Source organism: Bacillus lumedeiriae, assembly GCF_044891285.1.
In the GTDB taxonomy this organism is placed as follows: Bacteria; Bacillota; Bacilli; order Bacillales; family Domibacillaceae; genus Pseudobacillus; species Pseudobacillus lumedeiriae.
Genome location: NZ_JAUIYO010000001.1, coordinates 564,062 through 587,276, shown reverse-complemented (window position 1 = coordinate 587,276; position 23,215 = coordinate 564,062). Strand labels below are relative to the sequence as shown.

The 23,215-nt window shown below is 42.0% G+C and carries 21 protein-coding genes; 15 read left to right on the top strand and 6 right to left on the bottom strand.

Features of this window, described 5'->3' with window-relative positions; genetic code table 11:
• Positions 1 to 2: 2 nt before the first annotated feature.
• The gene (locus QYG89_RS03015) at positions 3 to 134 is read right to left on the bottom strand and encodes a cytochrome c oxidase subunit 2A (RefSeq protein ID WP_404314384.1); all 132 of its coding nucleotides are present in this window, start codon (positions 132 to 134) and stop codon (positions 3 to 5) included.
• A 388-nt stretch (positions 135 to 522) separates the two neighbouring features.
• On the opposite strand from QYG89_RS03015, the gene QYG89_RS03010 reads away from it, so the two are divergent.
• The 9 genes from QYG89_RS03010 (at position 523) to QYG89_RS02970 (ending at position 11,426) form a co-directional block, all read left to right on the top strand.
• Entirely contained in the window at positions 523 to 1,731 is a 1,209-nt protein-coding gene (locus tag QYG89_RS03010) for an argininosuccinate synthase (protein ID WP_404314382.1), read from the top strand.
• On the top strand, positions 1,728 to 3,122 hold the full coding sequence (gene argH, locus QYG89_RS03005) for an argininosuccinate lyase (RefSeq protein ID WP_404314380.1): 1,395 nt from the start codon (positions 1,728 to 1,730) through the stop codon (positions 3,120 to 3,122). The genes QYG89_RS03010 and argH overlap by 4 nt, the downstream gene beginning before the upstream one ends.
• A 481-nt stretch (positions 3,123 to 3,603) precedes the next feature.
• On the top strand, positions 3,604 to 4,686 hold the full coding sequence (locus QYG89_RS03000; protein ID WP_404314378.1) for a putative 2-aminoethylphosphonate ABC transporter substrate-binding protein: 1,083 nt from the start codon (positions 3,604 to 3,606) through the stop codon (positions 4,684 to 4,686).
• 23 nt (positions 4,687 to 4,709) lie between these two features.
• Positions 4,710 to 5,726 (top strand): ABC transporter ATP-binding protein, encoded by a 1,017-nt coding sequence (locus tag QYG89_RS02995; protein WP_404314376.1) that lies wholly within the window; start codon positions 4,710 to 4,712, stop codon positions 5,724 to 5,726.
• Complete coding sequence (locus QYG89_RS02990; protein WP_404314374.1) at positions 5,727 to 7,484, top strand: putative 2-aminoethylphosphonate ABC transporter permease subunit; 1,758 nt, start codon at positions 5,727 to 5,729, stop codon at positions 7,482 to 7,484. It abuts the gene before it with no gap.
• Between the two features lie 17 nt (positions 7,485 to 7,501).
• Positions 7,502 to 8,299, top strand: coding sequence for a phosphonoacetaldehyde hydrolase (phnX, locus tag QYG89_RS02985; RefSeq protein WP_404314634.1), 798 nt, complete (start codon positions 7,502 to 7,504; stop codon positions 8,297 to 8,299).
• A 14-nt stretch (positions 8,300 to 8,313) separates the two neighbouring features.
• Complete coding sequence (gene phnW / locus QYG89_RS02980; RefSeq protein WP_404314372.1) at positions 8,314 to 9,411, top strand: 2-aminoethylphosphonate--pyruvate transaminase; 1,098 nt, start codon at positions 8,314 to 8,316, stop codon at positions 9,409 to 9,411.
• Entirely contained in the window at positions 9,408 to 10,598 is a 1,191-nt protein-coding gene (locus tag QYG89_RS02975) for a saccharopine dehydrogenase family protein (RefSeq protein ID WP_404314370.1), read from the top strand. Before phnW ends, QYG89_RS02975 begins: the two co-directional genes overlap by 4 nt.
• Positions 10,599 to 10,640: 42 nt before the next feature.
• On the top strand, positions 10,641 to 11,426 hold the full coding sequence (locus tag QYG89_RS02970; protein WP_404314368.1) for a DeoR/GlpR family DNA-binding transcription regulator: 786 nt from the start codon (positions 10,641 to 10,643) through the stop codon (positions 11,424 to 11,426).
• 147 nt (positions 11,427 to 11,573) lie between these two features.
• Here QYG89_RS02970 and QYG89_RS02965 read toward each other — a convergent pair whose 3' ends face one another.
• Both QYG89_RS02965 and QYG89_RS02960 read right to left on the bottom strand, forming a co-directional pair.
• Complete coding sequence (locus QYG89_RS02965; protein WP_404314366.1) at positions 11,574 to 12,023, bottom strand: universal stress protein; 450 nt, start codon at positions 12,021 to 12,023, stop codon at positions 11,574 to 11,576.
• 80 nt (positions 12,024 to 12,103) lie between these two features.
• Complete coding sequence (locus QYG89_RS02960) at positions 12,104 to 13,198, bottom strand: M24 family metallopeptidase (RefSeq protein WP_404314364.1); 1,095 nt, start codon at positions 13,196 to 13,198, stop codon at positions 12,104 to 12,106.
• Positions 13,199 to 13,337: 139 nt separating this feature from the next.
• On the opposite strand from QYG89_RS02960, the gene QYG89_RS02955 reads away from it, so the two are divergent.
• Positions 13,338 to 14,018 carry a metal-dependent hydrolase gene (locus QYG89_RS02955; RefSeq protein WP_404314362.1) on the top strand — a complete coding sequence of 227 codons (681 nt, stop codon included), beginning with the start codon at positions 13,338 to 13,340 and terminating at the stop codon, positions 14,016 to 14,018.
• 115 nt (positions 14,019 to 14,133) lie between these two features.
• Positions 14,134 to 15,447 (top strand): DRTGG domain-containing protein, encoded by a 1,314-nt coding sequence (locus QYG89_RS02950; RefSeq protein WP_404314360.1) that lies wholly within the window; start codon positions 14,134 to 14,136, stop codon positions 15,445 to 15,447.
• 113 nt (positions 15,448 to 15,560) lie between these two features.
• Here QYG89_RS02950 and QYG89_RS02945 read toward each other — a convergent pair whose 3' ends face one another.
• A complete protein-coding gene (locus QYG89_RS02945) occupies positions 15,561 to 15,866 on the bottom strand; it encodes a YtpI family protein (protein WP_404314358.1) in 306 nt (101 codons plus the stop codon).
• 96 nt (positions 15,867 to 15,962) lie between these two features.
• Between QYG89_RS02945 and QYG89_RS02940 the strand changes: the two genes are divergently transcribed.
• On the top strand, positions 15,963 to 16,904 hold the full coding sequence (locus QYG89_RS02940; RefSeq protein ID WP_404314356.1) for a DHH family phosphoesterase: 942 nt from the start codon (positions 15,963 to 15,965) through the stop codon (positions 16,902 to 16,904).
• Positions 16,905 to 16,907: 3 nt separating this feature from the next.
• Here QYG89_RS02940 and ytrI read toward each other — a convergent pair whose 3' ends face one another.
• Both ytrI and QYG89_RS02930 read right to left on the bottom strand, forming a co-directional pair.
• Positions 16,908 to 17,417, bottom strand: a complete 510-nt coding sequence (gene ytrI, locus QYG89_RS02935; RefSeq protein WP_404314354.1) for a sporulation membrane protein YtrI — start codon at positions 17,415 to 17,417, stop codon at positions 16,908 to 16,910.
• Positions 17,414 to 17,749 carry a YtrH family sporulation protein gene (locus QYG89_RS02930; protein WP_404314352.1) on the bottom strand — a complete coding sequence of 112 codons (336 nt, stop codon included), beginning with the start codon at positions 17,747 to 17,749 and terminating at the stop codon, positions 17,414 to 17,416. Before QYG89_RS02930 ends, ytrI begins: the two co-directional genes overlap by 4 nt.
• Before the next feature lie 146 nt (positions 17,750 to 17,895).
• Here QYG89_RS02930 and dnaE point away from each other — a divergent pair, with 146 nt between their 5' ends.
• The 3 genes from dnaE to QYG89_RS02915 all read left to right on the top strand — a co-directional run bounded on the left by dnaE (position 17,896) and on the right by QYG89_RS02915 (position 23,213).
• Positions 17,896 to 21,246 carry a DNA polymerase III subunit alpha gene (gene dnaE, locus QYG89_RS02925; RefSeq protein ID WP_404314350.1) on the top strand — a complete coding sequence of 1,117 codons (3,351 nt, stop codon included), beginning with the start codon at positions 17,896 to 17,898 and terminating at the stop codon, positions 21,244 to 21,246.
• Positions 21,247 to 21,352: 106 nt separating this feature from the next.
• Positions 21,353 to 22,591, top strand: a complete 1,239-nt coding sequence (locus QYG89_RS02920; RefSeq protein WP_404314348.1) for an NAD(P)-dependent malic enzyme — start codon at positions 21,353 to 21,355, stop codon at positions 22,589 to 22,591.
• Positions 22,592 to 22,595: 4 nt separating this feature from the next.
• Positions 22,596 to 23,213 carry a FadR/GntR family transcriptional regulator gene (locus QYG89_RS02915; RefSeq protein WP_404314346.1) on the top strand — a complete coding sequence of 206 codons (618 nt, stop codon included), beginning with the start codon at positions 22,596 to 22,598 and terminating at the stop codon, positions 23,211 to 23,213.
• Positions 23,214 to 23,215: the final 2 nt, after the last annotated feature.

The following is a 23,215-nucleotide window of genomic DNA, read 5'->3' as shown; positions in this document are numbered from 1 at the left end:
AATCACATTCTAGATAAAAACAAATTCCAAATAGCAAACCAAGAAAGAAGAACGATGCCTCCGACGATAAGGACAGAAAAGAACGTTCCTTTTAATGAATCTTTTTTGTACGTCTTTTCTTTGTCTCTTTCCATACGTGTCACTCCTTTGTGAGTAGGATAAAGTATCTACTGTTATCTTACTCTCACAGGTTGTGATGTGTTGCACATGAATGTGAACATTGTTTCGCAAAAGTGTGAAACAACTGTGAATGGAAGGGAAGCGAATCTAGTTTTTTAAAGAAAGACTATGTTAATGATTATTGTTGATTTTGCTCCCCTGTTAATTGGAGTGGACATCAACAGATGAGTTTAACGATGCCAAAAGAAATCATTGGTTATTTATTCAACAAAGTGAATTTTTTTAAAATAAATACTTGAAAGTATAAAAGGAACGTGATATATTTTATTCATACGAAAGAATAAAAATAAAATTTAATGTATATTTATACTTATAGATAACATCTTAGAGGAGGAAGTATCAATGAACAAAAAAGTTGTGTTAGCTTATTCTGGCGGTTTAGATACATCGGTTGCGATTCCGTGGCTGAAAGACAAGGGGTATGACGTTGTAGCATGCTGCCTTGACGTTGGAGAAGGAAAAGATTTAGAGTTCGTTAAAAACAAAGCACTTCAAGTTGGTGCGGTAGCGAGCTATATGATCGATGCGAAAGAGGAATATGCAAATGAATATGCATTGATTGCTCTTCAAGCCCACACATTATATGAAGGGAAATATCCGTTAGTATCCGCGCTATCACGTCCGCTTATTGCGAAAAAGCTAGTAGAGGTAGCTGAAAAAGAAAATGCGGTCGCTGTTGCTCACGGATGTACGGGTAAAGGAAATGACCAAGTACGTTTCGAAGTTTCTATTAAAGCGCTGAATCCAAACCTTGAAGTAATGGCGCCTGTACGTGACTGGAAATGGTCACGTGAAGAAGAAATTGAATATGCAAAACAAAACAACATTCCAATTCCGATCAACTTAGACAGCCCATTCTCTATTGACCAAAACTTATGGGGAAGAAGCAATGAGTGTGGGATTTTAGAAGATCCATGGGCAGCTCCTCCAGCAGACGCATACGAATTAACAGCAGCGCTGGAAAATACACCGGATGTGCCGGAAGTGATTGAAATTGATTTTGAACAAGGTGTGCCTGTTGCGTTAAACGGCAACAAGTATTCCTTAGCTGAATTAATCCTTGCTCTGAATGAAGTGGCAGGAAAACACGGTGTCGGAAGAATCGACCACGTAGAAAACCGCCTTGTTGGTATCAAATCAAGAGAAGTGTATGAGTGCCCGGGTGCCATGACATTAATTTTAGCGCATAAGGAATTAGAAGATCTAACGCTTGTAAAAGAAATGGCACACTTCAAGCCAGTCATTGAAAAGAAAATGACAGAACTTATTTATGAAGGTCTATGGTTCTCTCCATTAAGAAATGCTCTTGAAGCATTCTTAAAACAAACACAGCAATTTGTTACTGGTACAGTGCGTGTGAAATTATTCAAAGGCCACGCAATTGTAGAAGGAAGAAAATCAGAGTACTCATTATATGATGAAAAACTTGCAACATATACAACAGAAGATGAGTTTGATCATGAAGCAGCTGTTGGATTCATTCAGCTGTGGGGTCTGCCGACAAAAGTGAACTCTATGGTTCAGCAAACGAAAGAGAAAGTTAGTCAATGAGCAAGCTTTGGGGAGGGCGCTTTCAAAAATCAGCGGAAGAATGGGTAGACGAATTCGGCGCCTCTATCCACTTTGATCAAGAGCTTGTTTTTGAAGACCTTGAAGGAAGCATGGCACATGTAACGATGCTTGGCAAAAGCGGCATCTTAACAGAAGAGGAAACAAATCAAATCTTGGGCGGCCTTGAGGTTTTAAAGGAGAAAGCCTCAAAAGGTGAATTAACGTTCTCGGTTGCCCAAGAGGACATCCATTTAAATTTGGAAAAATACTTGATCGAAGAAATTGGCGCGGTCGGCGGCAAATTGCATACTGGCCGCAGCCGTAACGATCAAGTCGCCACTGATATGCATTTGTACTTGAAGAAGCAGGTCAAACTTATCATTGGACTGATTGAACAGTTTCAAAAAGCCCTTGTGGAGAAAGCAGAGCAGCATGTGGAAACACTTGCGCCCGGCTACACTCATCTGCAAAGAGCTCAGCCGATTTCATTCGGCCACCATTTAATGGCGTACTTTTGGATGCTGCAACGAGATAAAGAACGGTTTCAAGAAGGATTGAAGCGCATAGATGTCTCGCCTTTAGGGGCGGGAGCGCTGGCTGGAACCACATTCCCGATTGACCGTGAATTATCAGCAGATCTGCTTGGATTTTCCGGCGTTTATGCCAACAGCATGGATGCGGTCAGTGATCGTGACTTTATCCTTGAATTCTTGAGCGGTGCCTCCATTTTAATGATGCATATGTCCCGTCTTGCTGAAGAAATGATTCTTTGGTCGAGCCAGGAATTCCAATTCATTGAAATGGACGACGCTTTCTCGACCGGTTCAAGCATTATGCCGCAAAAGAAAAACCCTGACATGGCGGAGTTAATTCGCGGAAAAACAGGGCGCGTCTATGGCAACCTGTTCAGCCTGCTCACCGTATTAAAAGGCCTGCCCCTTGCGTATAACAAAGATATGCAAGAGGACAAGGAAGGGATGTTCGATACGGTACATACGATCATCGGTTCCTTAAAGATTTTCACAGGAATGGTTCAGACAATGAAGGTGAATGAGGGCCGCTTAGAGGAAGCTGTCCACAATGATTTCTCCAATGCCACGGAGCTCGCTGATTATTTAGCGTCAAAAGGCACTCCATTCCGAGAAGCACATGAAATCGTTGGAAAGCTTGTGCTTCATTGCATTCAAAATCAATGCTATCTCGCCGACCTGTCTTTAGAGGAGCTAAAGTCAGCGTCTGAGAGCATTGAAGAAGACATTTATCAAGTGTTGTCTCCATATGAGGCCGTTAAAAGAAGGAAGTCTTTAGGCGGCACTGGCTTCGACCAGGTTCAGCTCCAAATCGAGACAGCTAAACACTTGATCAATGACGAAAAGCCCCTTAAGAAGTAAGGGGCTTTTTTGTTATGCTCATTATTAAAATATTCAAGTTTGTCATTGCTCCATGTTAGCTGGTTTTTCCTCGGTTTGTACAACTCTTTGCCTCAAAACCCTACATATCAACGAGTAAAGTACTTGAACAGCTAATCTTGTTTATACTCCTCTCCATTTACATGAAAAGCTCATTCAAATGAACGAATCATTCTGCTAAAAGAGTAAATCTCCTTAATTCTTTATCTATTCATTCCTTTGATCTACATGCCTTATGTGAAAAAAGTTGCCTCATTTTTGTGGAAGTTTATACAAAATATTAAGTCAATGTAAATAATTTGAAGGTGCAATTGTGGTTTTCGTTTGATTTTACAATGAAAACACATGATTCAAAGCTTTTCCATAAAAAACAAAAGATTAACAATACAACTAATCGGTTTTTACTTTCGTTTTTTATAGTGAGTTTGTAGAGAAACAACCAATTGAAAAAGGAGAGAGTAACTTGAAGGCAAAAAAGCAAAAAGTAGTCGCCCTTGCAACTGTACTCGTTTTATCTTTAATGGCCGGTTGTTCGGGCAAAGAAGAAAAAGCATCCGCAAAAGATGGAGAAGAAAGGCTGGAGGGTGAATTAACCGTTTATACAGCGATCGAGGAGGAGCTGATTCCTGTTTACCTTGAATCATTTGAAAAGAAATATCCGGAAGTGGATGTAAACATTATCCGTGACTCAACTGGGGTCATTACAGCAAAGCTCTTAGCTGAAGGAGAAAACACTCCGGCTGATGTCGTTTGGGGAACAGCTGCCTCTAGTTTGCTGGCGCTCGATGAAAAAGACATGCTTGCGGGTTATTCACCTAAAGGAGTTGACCGGGTGCATCCTTTATTTAAAGATTCCAGTCAGCCGGAAAAATGGGTAGGGAATACAGCATTTATGACAGGGATTGCTGTAAATAAAAAAGAACTAGAAAAGAAAAATCTTTCCATGCCTAAATCATATGAAGATCTATTAAAACCAGAATACAAAGGAACGCTCGTAATGCCGCATCCTGCTTCTTCAGGTACTGGATTTTTAACCGTTTCTGCTTGGCTGCAAATGATGGGAGAAGAAAAAGGCTGGGATTATATGAAGAAGCTTCATAAGAATGTTGCTTCATATACTCATTCAGGATCAAAACCGGCCAAGCTTGCATCAGCAGGTGAGTATCCAATTGGAATTTCTATGATTTACAGTGGAGTAAAAGAAAAACAGAAAGGTTCTCCGATCGAAGTCATTCTTCCAGAAGAAGGGCTGGGCTGGGAAGTTGAAGCAAACGCCTTAATTAAGAAAGTTGAAGAAGAGAATAGAGAAATTGCTCAAGCATTTTTAGACTGGGCCATTTCTGATGAAGCCATGAAAGAATATTTTGAAGCTAATGGATTTGTCACAATTGAAAATGATTTCAAAACGCCGGAAGGATTTCCTGCTGATGTGGATAGTCAATTGTTTGATAAAAATGATTTAAAATGGGCGGCAGAGAACCGTGATGCCATTTTAACTAAATGGGAAAAAGAGTTTGGTCAAAAAGCTGAGGCGAAAGAAGAATAATAGGCGAAAGGATGTCAATCACCATGAAGGATTATTTAAAAATTGACCACGTCAGCAAAAAGTTTGGAGATGTCACTACATTAAATAATCTCTCTTTTAATGTGTCTAAAGGAGAGTTCCTATGCTTATTAGGTCCAAGCGGCTGCGGGAAAACGACATTACTTCGTATTATTGCCGGATTAGAAGAGCCGTCCTCTGGAAAGATATTTATCGATGGACAAGATGTAACGGCTGTTTCACCGGCGAAAAGAAATATTGGGATCGTTTTTCAATCGTATGCTCTTTTCCCAAATCTAACTGCCTTGAAAAACGTTGAATTTGGATTGAAAGCTAAAAAAATACCTAGACGTGAAGCGAGGGAGAAAGCCCTGGATGCTTTAGAGATGGTTGGCTTAGCGGATAGTAAAGATCGCTATCCTGCACAATTATCAGGAGGACAGCAGCAACGAGTGGCACTGGCCCGCGCGCTCGCCTTATCCCCGGATTTCCTTCTATTGGATGAACCGTTATCTGCGCTAGATGCTAAAGTCCGAGAAAAGCTTAGGTTTGAAATTCGTTCTCTTCAAGAAAGACTAGGCATTACGACAATTATGGTTACCCATGATCAAGAGGAAGCTTTAACGATGGCGGATAAAATTATTGTGATGAAAAGCGCGGAAATCATGCAAATAGGCACCCCTCAAGAAATTTATCAGCTGCCAGCCAATCCATTCGTAGCTGATTTTATCGGGGCTATGAATTTTATTAATGTCCATCCGGCCGATCCAAACGGGCAAATGCTTGCCATCCGGCCGGAGCAGATTACGTTAACTGACGGATCGGGCATACGTGCTGTTGTGGAGAAACTTGAATTTAGAGGGCCGGTATATAGAGGATTAGTTAAGCTTGAGGACTTTGGCTCGCCGTTACACAATAAGCCGGTACTTATTGATATAGCTACAAATATCGTTCAGCAGAGAAAAATCCAAAAGGGCGGTACACTCACTCTTTCTTTAGGTGAAAAGCAAATGCTGTCATATCGAGAGAAAGTGGGCGTTTAAATGGAGTGGCTAGAAAAGAATGAAACAGCAGCTATCTCTAGACGAATAAACAAAAGAGGCAGAAAAAACGAATGGCTGCAGCGTTTACTCCTTCTTAGTTTGATTGGCACTTTCTTATTACTGTTGGTTTTTCCACTGTACCAATTATTTGTTCAAGCATTTTACAGCAAAGATGGCTCATTTGTCGGATTAGAAAATTTCATTCAGTACTTTTCTTCACCGGCGCTTGTCCAATCATTGAAAAATACGATTTTTATATCAAGCACGACAACGATGATTTCAACTGCCTTGGCGTTTGTTTATGCCTATGCACTCGTCCGATCAGCGATTCCTGGAAAATGGTTCTTTAAATCTGTAGCGCTTCTTCCATTATTTGCGCCAACAATGATGCACGGAATTGCTCTCATGTATTTATTTGGAAACCAAGGATTAATCACGAATGGTTTTTTTGGAATTTTGCCAAATGTATCGTTTGAATTGTATGGCCCTATAGGAATTATCATAGCGGAAGTTATTTATACATTCCCACAGGCGTTGTTAATTTTACTAGTCGCTTTTCAAGGAACAGACTATCAAATGTATGAAGCAGCTGACACTCTTCGTGCAAGCAAGCTTAAAAAATTTCTAGTAATTACGCTGCCCGAGGTGAAGTACGGTGTGATCAGTGCGTCATTTGTTGTCTTTACCTTGAGCTTCACAGACTTTGGAGCACCAAAAATTGTGGGGGGACAATACAACGTACTTGCAACAGATGTTTATAAACAAGTGATCGGCCAGCAAAATATAGCAATGGGTGCCGCGGTGGGCATCATCCTTATGCTTCCAGCTGTTTTTGCTTTTATCGTTGATAGACTGACAAAACAAAAGCATGCTGCATCCATTTCAGCTAAATCAAAGCCGTTTCAAATTAAAAAGGGCCGGTTGAGAGATACGATATTGTTCCTGTTTTGTTCGGCTATCACAGGCGCTGTTTTGCTAATGGTCTCTGCCGTTTTAGTTGCTGCTTTTACAAAGGTATGGCCGTATGATCTAAGCTTCACTTTTGAACATCTCGGTATTTCCAGCTATACGGGTAACGGGATGGAATCATTTAAAAACAGTGTACTTGTCGCTGTGATTACAGCCATTCTTGGAACATGTTTAACCTTTTTATTCGCCTATGGAATAGAAAAAATCCGCCGGATGTCCGGTTTAAGAAAAATTGGTTACTTTCTATCTGTAATCCCTCTGGCTGTACCAGGTCTTGTTATCGGGCTTGGATATATATTCTTTTTCAGCCAGTCAGAAATCCAATTTCTTTCATGGGAGTTTAAGAATCCTTTTCATTTTTTATACGGAACAGTTGCGATCATAGTCATGGCAAATATTATCCATTTCTATTCGGTTGCCTTCGTCACGGCGACTACATCGTTAAAGAAATTACATAAAGAATATGAAGTGGTATCTGAATCTATGGGAGTCCCTTTTTACAAAACATTTTTCACCGTTACGGTTCCTATGTGTTTGCCGGCTATTTCGGAAATGGCTATGTATTTCTTTGTCAATTCTATGGTGACTATTTCTGCAGTGATGTTTTTGTATTCGCCGGACTTTAAATTGGCGGCGGTCTCTATTGTTAATATGGATGATGCTGGGAATTTGGCTGCAGCGGCAGCGATGAGCTCACTTATTTTATTAACAAATATACTTATAAAAGTTTTACATGAAATCATAACAAAAAAGATGCTCCTGCGGGTGTCCCGCTGGCAGCGAAGATAGGGGAGATAAACATGGAAATGAAAATTAAAGGTGTTATTTTTGACTGGGCAGGAACGACAGTAGACTATGGGTGTTTTGCACCGGTACAAGTGTTTGTTGAAATTTTTAGAGAAAAAGGAGTTGAAATTACAGTTGAAGAGGCACGTACGCCGATGGGACTGGGGAAACTTGAACATATTCGTGTGCTGACTGAAATGCCGCGAATAAAAGAATTATGGAAAACTGTCCATGGGGGTGATCCTGAAGAGAAAGATGTTCAGGAGATGTATGAACGGTTTGAAGAAGAATTATTCGCTATTCTTCCAAATTATGCGACTCCAGTTCCAGGATGTTTGGAGCTTATGGAAGCACTTCGTCAGCGCGGGATCAAAATTGGTTCAACGACCGGCTACACAGCAGAGATGATGGAAGTCGTTACAGAGCAAGCTGAAAAACAAGGGTATGCCCCAGATTGTCTAATTACATCGGATGAAGTACCTGCCGGACGTCCTTATCCGTGGATGATTTACTTAAATGCGATGAAATTAGGTGTCTATCCAATGAACGCAATGATTAAAGTTGGGGACACAATTGCAGATATAAAAGAAGGAAAAAATGCCGGGATGCGGACAGTTGGCATCATTTTAGGGAGCAGTGAACTAGGTCTGACGGAAAATGAAGTGAAATCAATGGAAAATAGCGAGCTGGAAAAGAAAATACAAGAAGTACGGGAGCGTTTTATCGAGGCGGGTGCTGACTATACGATTTTACAATTGGCTGATTTGGAAAAAGTAATTGACGAAATTGAGCAAGAACAACTAATTACTGTTTCATAAAGGAGAATATTTAAATGGAAAACTCACATTATTTACTATTGACGCCCGGCCCGCTTACTACGACAAAACAAGTCAAGGACGCTATGCTAAGAGATTGGTGTACATGGGACGACGACTACAATGGTCTTGTTCAAGAAGTTCGCAGAAAGCTTGTAGAGATGGCTGTGAAAAACACTGAAAAATATACAGCGGTGTTAATGCAAGGGAGCGGAACATTTACTGTAGAAGCCACTATAGGGTCAGTTATCGAGTCGTCGGGAAAGCTTTTAGTTTGCGCGAATGGAGCGTATGGAAACAGAATCGCTCAGATCGCGCGCATACTTGGCATTCCAACAGTTATGTGTGAAGCAGACGAAAATGAACCGATCCAAATTGAACAATTGGAAAGAGTCTTAACAGAGCACGCAGATATCACTCATGTGGCAGCGGTCCATTGTGAAACAACTACAGGGATATTGAATCCAATACGGGAAATTACTAAAACAGCCAAGAAACATAACAAAATCACAATTATTGATGCAATGAGTAGTTTCGGCGGTATTGAAATAGATATGGAAGATTGGCAGATTGATTTTCTTATTAGCAGTGCAAATAAGTGCATTCAAGGAGTACCGGGATTTGGGTTCGTCATTGCTAATCGCATAGAGATTGAAAAGTGCAAAGGGCGGGCGCGTTCTCTATCGCTTGATTTGTATGATCAGTGGGAAACGATGGAACATTTTAACGGAAAGTGGAGGTTTACTTCGCCTACCCATGTTGTACGGGCATTTTATCAAGCGCTGCTTGAACTTGAAGAAGAAGGAGGTGTGATGACCAGGCAGGAGCGCTATGAACAGAATCAGAGACTGCTAGTGCAGCGGATGAAAGAAGCAGGATTTAAACCGTTTATTAAAGACGAATATCATTCGCCTATCATCACCTCATTCTGTTTTCCAAATGAAGATTTTCATTTTGCTTCATTTTATGAATATTTAAAAGCGCAGGGGTTTGTCATTTATCCAGGCAAGGTTTCACAAACAGATACCTTTAGAATTGGAAACATTGGTGACGTACATGAAGCTGATATTCTAGCATTAACAGAAACAATTGAAAGAAGGAGTGTTTATCAATGAAAGTATTTTGTTTAGGCGGGGCAGGGAAAATTTGTCGTGAAGCGATCTTAGACTTAGTTCAATATTCCAATTTTGAAAAAATCACAGTAGCTGATTTTAATGAGCAAGAGGGAAAAGACGTTGTGAAGTGGCTCAATGACCCAAGGGTGGACTTTGTGCAAGTTGATGTAACGGATATAAAAGAGACTGTATTAAAAATGAAAGGATACGATATTGTTTTAGATGGAACAACAATTAAGCTGAATGGATTGTCTTCTGAATGTATTGCAAAAGCAGGATGCCATGGAATTAATTTAAATGGATTTGGAGAAGAGAACAAGTGGAATGACTTGTTTGTGAGAAATGGAAAAACTCTCCTCCCAGGTTTTGGCATGACCCCGGGATTAACGCAAATGATGGCTATGCATGCGGCTAATCAGATGGATACGGTAGAAAGTGTGCGGGTAAGCCATGGTTCTTTCCGGCCAATTGCCTTTTCAGCCTCCATTGCTGAGACAACTACGTATGAATATGATCCAGAATTGCCGACAAGAGTAGTATTTGAAGACGGGGAAATGAAACAAGTCCCCCCGTTTGCCCGGCCGCGAAGAATTCAACTGCCTGAACCTTATGGGGAAACGATTCAATATATTATTCCGCATGCTGAAACGATCACTCTCTCTAAAGCATTGAAAGATAAGGGAATTAAATTAATTGAAACCAGGGGGACGTGGCCTGAAAAGAATATGCGTCTTGTGAAATCGCTATTCGATTATGGAGTTTTGCGAAATACACCTATTATGGTAAATGGTAAAGAGATTGGTATTATGGATTGTATATCTCAATACTTACTGGAGTCTGAAGAAGGTCAGCAAACGGAATTATACGGCTATGCGCTCCATGTAGAAGTTGAAGGAACTAAACATGGGAAACAGGTTAATCACACACTATATCATACACATCCAGCTTCAGATGGGTCTATACCTGGATGGGAAAAGCTGCGAGCTTATACACGAAATGTGGCAACGCCTTTTGCTATTGCCGCCATCTTAATTGCTAATGGACAGGTAGAAAAGCATGGGGTGATCACCCCGGAAGAAGCTTTTCCTAATCCGTCACTTCTTTTTGAGGAGTTGAAAAAAAGAGACATTTTTGTTCACGAAGAAGTGAAGGTCATAAAAAAAGAAGATGTTCTGCTATACCTTTAGTGAAAGAAATAAGATTAAATATTTGACATTGGAGGTACGGCAGTGTCTGTTATAAGTGAAGAGAGAAAGCGGATAATCGTCGAAAAAATAGAGGTGAAAGGAAAAGTCAAAGTAGCGGAGTTAGCAAGTGAATTTGCGGTTTCCACTGAAACCATTCGCCGCTATTTGGAGGAGCTGGATAAAGAGCAAAAGTTAAAAAAAGTGTATGGAGGAGCTGTAAAATTAGCAGCCACTCTGTTAAGTGAGCCCTCCATGTTTGAAAGAAAAATATGGAATGTTGAGCAAAAGAAAAGAATTGCCTACAAAGCAGCTACCTTTATACGTGATGGAGATGTGCTGATGATTGATGAGGGAAGCACTACTCTGCAGCTGGTACCTTATATTCTTCATTATAAAAATCTGACTATTATTACTAATTCTTTTGCACTGGCTAATCAGCTCATATCGGCAGTTAATAAGAAGTTTTTTGATGGAGACGTATTATTTATTGGTGGAAAGGTCAGTTCTCAACATTATCGAGTAGCCGGCCCTATGTCTCAGCAAATTATGAATCAGCTGCATTTTGAAAAAGCATTTATTTCAGTGGATGGTATACTCCCAAACTTCGGATTATCATGCTATGACCTAGAAAACGCTAAGTTATCAGAAAAAATGATTAAGCAAGCGAGCCAGACATTTGTTTTAGCGGATCATTCGAAGGTAGGAGTAAAAGCTACATATCAAATTACTAATTTGAGTAAAGTTGATTATATTCTTTCGGATAAGCATCATTCAGAGGGATGGAAAGAGAAGTTAGAAAAAGACGAGGTTGAATGGGTGAAATGCTGAAAAAACATTTCAGTCTAGGGTATTGATAAGCGTTTTCAGTCAGCTTGAAGGTATCTAAAATGGACTTTGTCTACAATCTGCATTTCAATCTATTTTTTTCATGTACCAACCGCCTTGGCCTGTTTTTCGCCAAGGCGGTTTTTAAAATCATTCTCCTTTGTCCGTTCGGACGACGAGAACATCGCAGTTGGAGGAGCGGGCGATGTGTTCGGAGACACTTCCGATCAAGAAGCGCTCCATAGCGTTTAACCCGGTTGCTCCGCATACGATTAAATCTGCTTTAACTTCTTTTGCTGCGCTTTTTGGGATGATTATTTTCGGAGAACCATATTCAACATAAGTATTCACAGTTGAGACACCAGCTTCTTCAGCCGTCTGTTTATACTTTTTCAGTAAGTCAGCGCCATAAGTAGCTGCTCGTTCCGAGATGGAGCGTTCATATGCTTCAAGTGCAGCATACGAGCGGGTATCAATAACGTGTATAAGGTTTAATACTGCATTATTCCGCTTAGCAATTTCAATGGACTTTTGAAAAGCCCATTCTGCTTCTTTTGAACCGTCTACAGCAACAAGAATGCTTTCATACTTCATGTTCATGATTGATTCCTCCTTTTCCTTCATTTTACATGAAAAAGAAGGAAGTTAAAGTTGATAATCTTTTGAAAATGTGAAGTTTTTTAAACAAATGTTAAAGCTTTGGGAAAAGAGGTTAAGATCTCGACGCCGTCCTCTGTGACGTATACGTCATCTTCAATTCGCACACCCGCCGTATCTGGCACGTAAATCCCTGGTTCGATCGTAAAGACCATGCCTTCTTCCAAACGCAATTCGTTCGTCTCGGTAATGTTTGGGTACTCATGGATACTGATGCCAAGTCCATGCCCAAGGCGGTGCGGGAAGAAATCGCCGTAGCCTGCTTCTGTAATTAAGCGTCTAGCCGTTAAATCAATGTCTTTGGCCATCATTCCGGGCTTGATAGCGGCGATTGCGGCTTTCTGCGCTTTTAAGACAGTTTCGTATATGTCACGCTGCTTCTCTGAAATTTCTCCAAAAGCGACTGTGCGCGTAATATCTGAGCGATATCCTTCATACATGACACCGAGGTCGAATAAAACAAAGTCCCCTTTTTGCACTTTCGTATGTCCAGGTATTCCATGTGGAGACGCTGCGTTTTTACCGGTTAGTACCATTGTAGAAAAGGCCATTTCCGCAATGCCATGCTTTTTTATTTCAAATTCAACTTCTGCGCGTATGTCTAGTTCCGATTTGCCTTCGCGAATGGCACTTGCTCCTATTTCCACAGCAAGATCGGCATATTGTGCGGCTTTTTTCATAAGGGCAAGTTCGTCTTTGTCTTTAATCATGCGCAGTCGTTCTAGTTTCTCTTCAGCGGCGATAAAAACAGCGCCTGGAAAGCGTCCGATCAGCTCTTCATACCGCGCCACATTCAAATGATGCTTTTCAACTGCGATATGGTTTACATGATTAACCCGGCTTTTTACCCGCGATTCAATCATATCCCAGGGGTTTTCAATATCGGTGTAACCGACAATCTCAAGCGTCCAGCCGCTGTTTCGTGCATCAGCCTCATCCAGCTTCGGACAAATGAGAAAAGGTTCAGCTTCAGGGAATACAGCTGCACCGAGCAGTCGCTCATAAGGATCGCTTCTGAAGCCTGTTAAATAAAAGACGTTTTCAGGGGCTGTAATAAAAGCGAAAGGAATATTTTTTTCCTTCATCCAATTCATTAATTTTTGTAATCGTTTGTTCATATTGTTTCCTCCCTAAGCAGTGGATTTGCTAAGTAGAGCATATCAACAAATACAAAGTAAATAAATAGACAGGCAGGTGATTTTGGTGTTTCATTGAATCATAAAGAGTGGAAATATTTTTAGAAAAGGAGTTTTACATATGAAGGTATCTTATCATGGACATTCTGTTGTGAAAGTAGAAACGAACGGGAAAACCATTCTAATTGACCCGTTTATTACGGGCAACGATGTAACAGATTTGAAAGTGGAAAATGAGTATCCGGACGTCATCATTTTAACACATGGGCATGGCGACCATGTAGGTGATACGGTTGAACTTGCGAAAAAAAGCAATGCACTTGTCATTGCCGTGAATGAATTAGCTGTTTATTTAAGTCATCAAGGAGTGAATGCCCATCCGATGCATATTGGAGGAAGCCGCGAATTTGACTTTGGACGGGTGAAATTTACACAGGCGTTTCACGGTTCGGGTATTCAACAGGAAGACGGCACGTTTCTTTATATGGGAATGCCTGCGGGCGTGCTGCTTATGGCTGAGGGCAAAACGATTTATCATGCCGGTGACACAGGCATTTTCTCTGATATGAAATTGATCGGTGAATTGCACCCGATTGATGTAGCCTTCCTCCCGATTGGAGACAATTTCACGATGGGGCCTGATGACGCGGCACTTGCGGCTAAGTTTTTGCAGGCCAAGCAAGTAGTGCCGATCCATTTCAACACGTTCCCGCCTATTAAACAAGATCCGTATGCATTTATTGAGAAATTAGAAGCGAAGAACGGAAAAGTGTTAGAACCCGGAGAGGGAATTAAACTATAACAGTCTGCAGGCTGCAAGAAGAACCTTGCGGCCTTTCTTTAAGTAGGATTGAATAAGGAAGTCTTTCAAAGTATAATAACTGTATTAGCAAGTCTGAAAGGGACAGGTGAAACAGTTGATTACAAAACACGAACAGATTTTACAATACATAGAGGGCTTGCCGATCGGGGAAAAAATTTCTGTCCGGCAAATTGCCAAAGTGCTATCGGTCAGTGAGGGAACAGCGTATCGGGCGATCAAAGATGCAGAAACGAAGGGGTTTGTTTCTGCTATTGAACGTGTTGGTACGATTCGAATTGAGCAAAAGAAGAAAGAGAATATTGAAAAACTAACGTTTGCTGAAGTGGTCAATATTATTGATGGCCAAGTGCTTGGCGGCCGAGCAGGGCTTCATAAAACGCTGAACCGATTTGTCATTGGGGCAATGAAACTAGAGGCGATGATGCGATACACAGGTCCTGACAATCTATTAATTGTCGGCAACCGTACGAAAGCGCATGAACTGGCACTGCAGGCGGGAGCGGGTGTATTAATTACCGGCGGATTCGAAGCGGATGATCACGTGACGAAGCTTGCAGATGAATTAGAGCTGCCCGTGATCACAACAACGTATGACACATTTACAGTGGCGACGATGATTAACCGTGCAATTTATGATCAGCTCATTAAAAAGGAAATTGTACTTGTTGGGGATATTTTTACGCCTTTTGATCAAACGGTTTCATTGTCTATCGGTGATACGATCGGGGATTGGATTGAGAAAAATCGTGAAACGCTCCATAGCCGCTTTCCGATCCTTGATCGTCAGCTGAAAGTGCAAGGAATCGTGACAGCGAAGGATATCATGGGGGCTGAGCAGGAAACATTGATTGAAAAAGTGATGACAAAACAGCCGATTACCGTCACGATGAATACGAGTGTAGCTGCTGCTGCTCATATGATGATTTGGGAAGGGATTGAATTGCTGCCGGTCGTTGATGACCAAAACCGCATTCAAGGAATCATCAGCCGACAAGACGTGCTGAAAACATTGCAAATGGCCCAGCGTCAGCCGCAAATGGGAGAAACACTAGATGATACAATTACGAATCAGATCGATTTATTAGGCGATCAACCAGAAGAAACATATACATTTGAAGTGACTCCGCAAATGACGAATCAGCTCGGCGCAATTTCTTACGGAGTATTTACAACGATCGTGACTGAAGCAGCAAGACGCTCACTGCGGGCAAAGAAAAAAGGTGATATTGTCGTGGAGAGTATTACCATTTATTTTTCGAAGCCAGTACAGATGGAAAGCTTGCTAGAAATCCACCCAAACGTCCTCGAAGTGGGACGGAAATTCGGAAAAGTAGACGTCGAAGTATACAACGGCGGCATGCTCGTCGGCAAAGCCCTCATGATGTGCCAACTACTCGACAGGCAATAAAGAAAAGCGGAAGCGCCTGTTCTGCTCCGACAGGCATTTAGCAGGTGATGTTGAACGTTCAGCTCGTCAGTAAAAAATGAAGCCGCTCTCAAAAGGAAGCGGCTTTGTAACCATTATTGATTTTTTAATTCTTCTGCTTCTCTTTGTGCAAATGGCCGGAAGTGGCGGTATGCTTTAAATCCAACCCAGAGACTAGCAAAGCCGATCAATAAAAATAAAGCGGCGACAATATAAGAAGTGGTCGTCTGGTGGATAAATAATGTATTCAGGCCGAAGCAGCCGACAAATAGGCCAAGAGCCATGCTAGATTTTGCGGATAACCATTTTTTCTCCATCGGACGTCTGCTTCTGACGTATTGAACCTTATAAAGAATATAAAAAACGAACGATAGAACGATAATAAATACTAAAACAGGCATGTTTTTTCCTCCAATTAATTGTTCAAACATCTCCATTTTAACGGGAATGAGGAGGAAATTCTACTAAAAAACTTGACCGCCGTAAAGGAGACAGGCATGAAAAATCAAATTATCCAAAAAATAAAAGAATACGAGACGATCATTATCCACCGTCATGTGCGTCCTGATCCTGATGCGTACGGCTCACAAGGTGGTCTGGCAGAAATGATCCGTGCTTCTTTTCCTCATAAAAAAGTGTATGCAGTGGGGAAAGAAGAGCCGACACTAACTTATTTGAGTAAGCTTGATGTAATCCCAGATGAAGCATACGAAGGTGCACTTGTGATCGTTTGCGACACAGCGAATCAAGGGAGAATTTGTGACAGCCGTTACACATTAGGCAAAGAGTGGATTAAAATTGACCACCATCCGAATGAAGATCCGTACGGTGATCTTTTATGGGTAGATACGTCTGCGAGTTCTGTCAGTGAGATGATTTATGACTTGTATGAAACTGGCAAAGAAGATGGACTGCAATTGAATGATGGGGCTGCTCGTCTCCTATTTGCAGGGATTGTCGGAGATACGGGCCGCTTTCTTTATCCAAGCACAACGAAGCGTACGATGAAGTTTGCCGGTGAATTGCTTCAGTTTGATTTTGACCGTGATGAATTATTTAACCGTATGTATGAAACGGAGGCGAAAGTGCTGAAACTGCAGGGCTGGATATTACAAACGTTCACCTTGTCAGCAAGTGGAGCTGCTTCTGTCAGTTTGAAAAAGGAGCTTCTCGATGAATTCGACGTTTCACCAGCTCAAGCCTCACAGCTTGTTAGTTCGCTCGGCGGTGTACAAGGTATTAAAGCGTGGGTGTTTTTTATTGAAGAAGATGATCAAATTCGCGTTCGCCTGCGTTCAAAAAAACCGGTGATTAATGAAATTGCCAAAAAATATAAAGGGGGAGGCCATCCGCTTGCTGCTGGTGCTTCTGTGTATTCATGGGAAGAAGCTGAGAAGGTGGCTGCTGATCTCGAAGCGCTTTGCCGTGGAAGTGTGTAAAGTTTAACTGTCTTCCAGCTCCATTTCCAACTGAATGTGAATGGTTGTATAAAAATACCATTCTTTTACATGAAGAGAATAGTTTCGCTTATTGATTTTGAGCGTTTTATTTTCAATCGTCTGCCGGATCAGTTCCTTATGAGAGTACACTGTCTCAAGGTCTTTGGCATATAAGACAGATAAATCTTCCTTTATTTGTTCTTTGGCAGAAAAAATACTTTGGGCATCATCAATACCGTATTTTTTATAATTCATAATATCTACTTCAATATCCTGCACAGTCAGCTTGTGCAGGTTTTTTTTATTCAATTCTTGATATTCTTCCTGCCAGATAGAAAGCTGTACCTTTAGATTGTTCATATGATTCTTTTGTTTTTCCAACAAAACAGCTTGTCGCTCCTGCATGGCGCCGAACATGTAAAGAAAGAGCAGCCAGCTGATACAAAAGCCAATCGCAGCTCCGCTTAATAGCCATCGTACCTTTGGTTTATTATAAAGAGAAGGTACCCTCATGGCGCAATATGCTCCCCAGTCAGCCAGACAATGATCGCTGTGCCGGTGGCTGTTCCTCCCATCGCTGATAAAATAAGCAGGAATTGTTTAAATAAATCTTTCGTATCTGCATTTAAAAACCCCCGCTCAAAGCTATATACGGTATCAAACGTCCCTCCGATAGCCGCAATAATTGCCCAAATTCTTAAGCCTTCACTTATTTGTGAAATGCTAGTGAAAAGCGGCTTCCCAGTTGCAAATGCTGAAAGCCCCCCGATAAGCGAGCCGCCAAGCAGGACACCGAACGCGATAAAGTAACATTTAAATAATTCGTTAAAAAAAGTTTCTGCCATATGTCCTCCTTATCTGCTTGTCTTTCTATTTATATATGTACTGATAGACCTTCCTATGAAAATAGAACATATTTTCTTTTTTATAACGGTACACTTATAATAAAGACAGAATAGAGAGCGAAAAGTTTCGAGGAAGGGTGAGGGGGATGTTCACACATCTGCAGGTTCAAACAGGCTATAGCCTGCTGTCAAGTTCTATATCTATTGATAAACTGACGGCAAAAGCGAAAGAACTAGGCTATCATGCGCTCGCTATCACAGACCGCAATGTGATGTATGGTGCTGTGCCTTTTTACAAGGCATGCAAGAAGTCAGGCATGAAGCCGATTATCGGGTTAATTGCTGATGTGGAAAGCGGAGTGAGTGAAGGCTGTTCATATCCGCTCGTGCTGCTGGCTAAAAATAACACCGGCTATCATCACCTGCTGAAAATTTCGAGCGTCATTCAAACGAAGGCAAAAGAAGGGATTCCATTAAAGTGGCTGAAAGGTTATTCTGCGGGTCTATTTGCTTTTACTCCGGGAATGGAGGGTGAAGTAGAGCAGCTGCTTTTAAAAGACCCGGTACAGGCAAAAAAAGCGGCCATTTTGCTGCAGCAGCAATTTGAACCGGGGCATTTCTTTTTATCGGTTGCCCGCCATGGAAGACAGGAAGAGGAAACGTTCATAGAAGCGATGAAGAAACTCAGTGCTTCTCTTTCTATTCCGCTGCTCGCTGCTAATCGGGTCACCTATCTCAATCGGGAAGATGCTTTTGCTGTTCAGTGTCTGGAAGCTATTCGTGATGGAGTGAAACTAGGGGATAAACACATAGATGAAAATGATCGTGCCTACTTTTCTTCTAAAGAAGAAATGTCGGAGTTATTCGCCGATCTGCCCCAAGCACTGGAACAGACGATGCGAGTGGCAGAAGCCTGTGAAGTAAATCTTTCGTTTGACCGCCGGCTTCTCCCGAAGTACCCGATACCGAACGGACAATCTGCTGCCAGTTATTTAACAGAGCTTTGTCGAAGCGGGCTGGAAGAAGCAGGGGTCTTAGGACAGCCGGCGTATGAGAATAGGCTCGTCTATGAACTGCAGACCATTGAAAGAATGGGCTTTTGTGATTACTTTCTCATTGTCTGGGACTTTATGAAGTTTGCAAAAGACGAACATATTTTAACGGGACCGGGAAGAGGATCTGCCGCTGGTTCCCTCGTTGCCTATGCTCTCGGTATTACGACAGTGGATCCACTCGAACATGATCTGCTGTTTGAGCGATTCCTTAATCCGGAGCGCGTGTCTATGCCGGATATTGATCTCGATTTTCCAGATCACCGCCGGGATGAAGTGATTCGTTACGTTGCTAATAGATATGGAGCGCTTCATGCCGCGCAAATTATTACGTTTGGTACGCTGTCTGCTAAGGCGGTGATGCGTGATATAGCACGGGTTTTTGGCTTTTCTGCGAAAGAGCTGGAGCGGCTGTCCCGGCTGATTCCATCGCGTCCTGGATTAACACTTAGCCAGCACTATGAAGAAGCAGGGAATTTCCGTGAGTGGGTATGCGAAACGGACGTACATGAAAAAGTATACAAGCTCGCTTTAATACTTGAGGGACTGCCGCGTCATACATCAACCCATGCCGCTGGAATGGTGATTACAGAGGAGCCGCTGACGGAACTCGTTGCTATTCAAGAAGGCAGTGATGGTGTATTTTTGACACAATTTCCAATGGATACGCTCGAAGACCTCGGGTTGCTGAAAATAGATTTGCTCGGACTGCGTAATTTGACGATTGTCGAAAGAATGATGGACTCTATTTATTATGCAGAAGGAAAAAGAGTGACTTTGCAGAATATACCTTTACAGAATGAAGAAACGTTTCGGCTTTTGGGAGAAGGAAAAACAACGGGGATTTTTCAGTTGGAATCAGAAGGGATGCGCAAAGTGCTGATGAGGCTGAAACCAAATCGTTTTGAGGATATTGTGGCGGTGAACGCGCTTTATCGGCCGGGACCGATGGAACATATTCCTCTTTATATTGAGCGGAAGCACGGGCATCGGCCGATTGACTATCCTCATCCTGATTTGAGGGACATTTTAGAGCCGACGTATGGCGTACTCATTTACCAAGAACAAATTATGCAGATTGCCTCTAAATTAGCCGGTTTTTCATTAGGAGAAGCTGATTTATTAAGAAGAGCGGTCAGCAAGAAGAACAAGGATGTGCTTGATAGTGAGCGCCGGCACTTTGTCGAAGGAGCGGTGAACAATGGATATAGCAAAGAAACAGCGGAGAGTGTTTACCGCCTCATCGTTCAATTCGCAAATTACGGGTTTAATCGCAGCCATGCAGTCGCTTACAGCTTTATTGCTTACGGGATGGCCTATGTAAAGGCCCATTACCCAGCTATTTTCATGGCGGCGCTGCTGAGTTCTGCTATGGGCAATGAAGATAAAATCAGACAGTACGGGGCTGAAGCAAGGGGAATGGGGATTTCTTTACTTCCTCCTTCTATTAATCGCAGTCAATATCCTTTTCAAGCGGATCGGAATAACATTCGCTTCAGCCTCGCGTCTATTAAAGGGATCGGAGCGGGCGTACTGAAAGCGATCCTGAGCGCCCGAGAACAAGGACCATTTACTGATTTGTTTGATTTTTGTCTGAGAATCCCGTTAACGATCGTTAATCATAAGGCGATGGAAGCGCTCATATATGCAGGAGCATTCGATGAGTTTAATGAAGAGCGTGCCGTGCTTTTAGCGACGCTGGATGTAGCGATTGAACATGCAAAGCTCATTCAGCCTGCAGATGGGATAAATGAAGAATCATTCATAGAAGATGACTTTTTTCCAAAACCTAAATATGTACAAGCGGCACCGATTAGTATTGAGGACAAGCTTCATTTTGAAAAAGAAGTCCTTGGGCTCTATTTATCAGCTCATCCAACGGAGCCGCATGAACCGCTGTTTAAGGAAGCGGGGGGAGTGGCAGCGGCTAGTCTAGCTGCCGGACAACGCCGTGTGTCTGTCGGTGTTTTCATTAATGAAGTGAAAGTCATCCGCACCAAAAAGGGAGAAAACATGGCATTTGTTCACTGTTCGGATGAAAGCGGTGAAGTGGAAGGAGTAATGTTTCCAGCCGTTTACAGAATGTATCTGTCCCTTCTTACAAAAGGCGGAATTCTGTATGTAACAGGAGATGTGGAAGAAAGAAGCGGACGCACACAGCTGATTATTAAATCTGTACAAAGCATAGAAGAATTGAAAGAGCGGCGGCAGGAAAGAAACAAAATATTATATTTGAAAATTCCTGATTCGCCAGACGAACATTTAATTCTTGAAGATATTCATCGGCTGATCGGCCGCTTCAAGGGAGAAACACCTGTCATCCTTCATTATGAAAGAAATCGCCAGACGGTCAAACTTCCCGAGAAAAATGCCATCAAACCAACGAAGCAATTACTGAAAGAGTTGGAACAAATCATTGGGAAAGAGTGTGTAGTACTTAAATAATTATTACTTTACAACTTTCCGCCGATGGTTTATTGTGTAATAGATAAAAACGTGGTCTGACCACTTGTGGCGGTTTAGACTGGTTAAAAACAGGGAGCGAGAAATAATGTCAATTAGAGAAGAAGCTTTACATATGCATAAAGTTAATCAGGGGAAATTATCTACTGGTATTAAAACAGAAGTGAAAAATGCTAAAGATTTAAGCCTTGCCTACTCACCGGGCGTCGCAGAACCATGTAAGGAAATCTATGAGAAACCGGAAACAGTGTTCGATTATACAATTAAAGGAAATACAGTGGCAGTCGTTTCAAATGGAACAGCAGTACTTGGATTAGGCAATATTGGCGCAGAGGCCGCAATGCCGGTCATGGAAGGAAAAGCAGTGTTGTTCAAGAGTTTTGCGGGTGTAGATGCATTTCCTATTTGTTTAAATACAGAATCGTCCGATAAAATCGTCGAAACCGTGAAATTAATGGAGCCGACATTTGGCGGTGTCAACTTAGAAGACATTGCTGCTCCACATTGCTTTGAGATTGAAGAGCGCTTAAAAAAAGAAATGAATATCCCTGTGTTTCACGATGATCAGCATGGAACAGCTATCGTAACGGCAGCTGGCCTGCTTAATGCACTTAAATTAACAGGAAGAAAGATTACAGACATTAAAGTCGTGGCTAATGGAGCTGGAGCAGCTGGTATTGCCATTATTAAGCTTCTGGCAAACTATGGAGTGCGTGATATTATTATGTGTGATTCACGCGGAGCGATTTATGAAGGCCGCCCAGAAGGGATGAATCCTGTAAAAGAGGAAGTAGCTAAATTTACGAATGTCAGCCGTCAAGAAGGTACACTTGAAGACGTTATTAAAGGCGCGGATGTATTTATCGGTGTATCTGTTGCAGGCGCATTGACGAAAGAAATGATTGAAACAATGAATCCTGAGCCGATTATTTTTGCAATGGCGAATCCGGTTCCGGAAGTTATGCCGGAAGTAGCGAAAATGGCAGGGGTTTCTGTCATTGGAACAGGACGTTCAGATTTCCCTAACCAGGTGAATAATGTACTGGCATTTCCAGGGATTTTCCGTGGAGCGTTGGACGTGCGCGCTACGCATATTAATGAACAAATGAAGCGTGCAGCTGTAGAAGCTATCGCTGGATTAATTGATGACAGTGAGCTTCATGCTGATTATGTGATTCCTGGTCCGTTCGATCCGCGTGTGGCACCAGCTGTCGCAGCAGCAGTGGCGAAAACGGCAATGGAGACAGGTGTTGCTCGTTTAAAAGCAGATCCTGAAGAAATACGTAACCGGACGATGCAGCTGGCTTTTATCGGAAAAGGTGAATAAAGCTGTGGAAAATGAGCGGCCGCAGTCCAAATTTGCAGAAGTCGTTGAAAAGATTCGTAACATGATCGCGGCAGATGGTTTGCTTCCTGGAGATAAGCTGCCATCTGAGCGGGAATTATCTGAACGGTTGTCTGCGGCACGTTCTTCTGTTAGAGAGGCTTTGCGAGCATTGGAGCTGCTTGGATTAATTGAAACAAAGCGGGGAGAAGGTACATTTCTTCGAGATTTTAATAACCATCAGCTCGTTCAGCTGCTCAGTGCATTTATTCTGCAAAGAGTTCAGACGAAAAGGGATGTCTGGCAGACAAAAGAAATTATAGAAAAGGGATGTTTGTCGACTGTTATGACACACCCCGATCTGGAAGCGCAGATGTCTACACTTGCTAGGAAAATGGCAGAGCCTCATTTTACAGAATATGATTTTTTTGCTTATTTAATGGACGTAAGCGGCAACTCGCTTTTAAAAAAAATCTGGCTGGTCGTATCGGATTATGCAGCGGCGATTCATCAGGAAGATCGACTGGCAGCTAACAAAGATGCATTTGTTCGTTTAATTCATATAGTAAAGACAAAAAACGTAAAAGATATTTTTGAAGCGTACAAGCAGCTCTCCAGTCGGTAGGC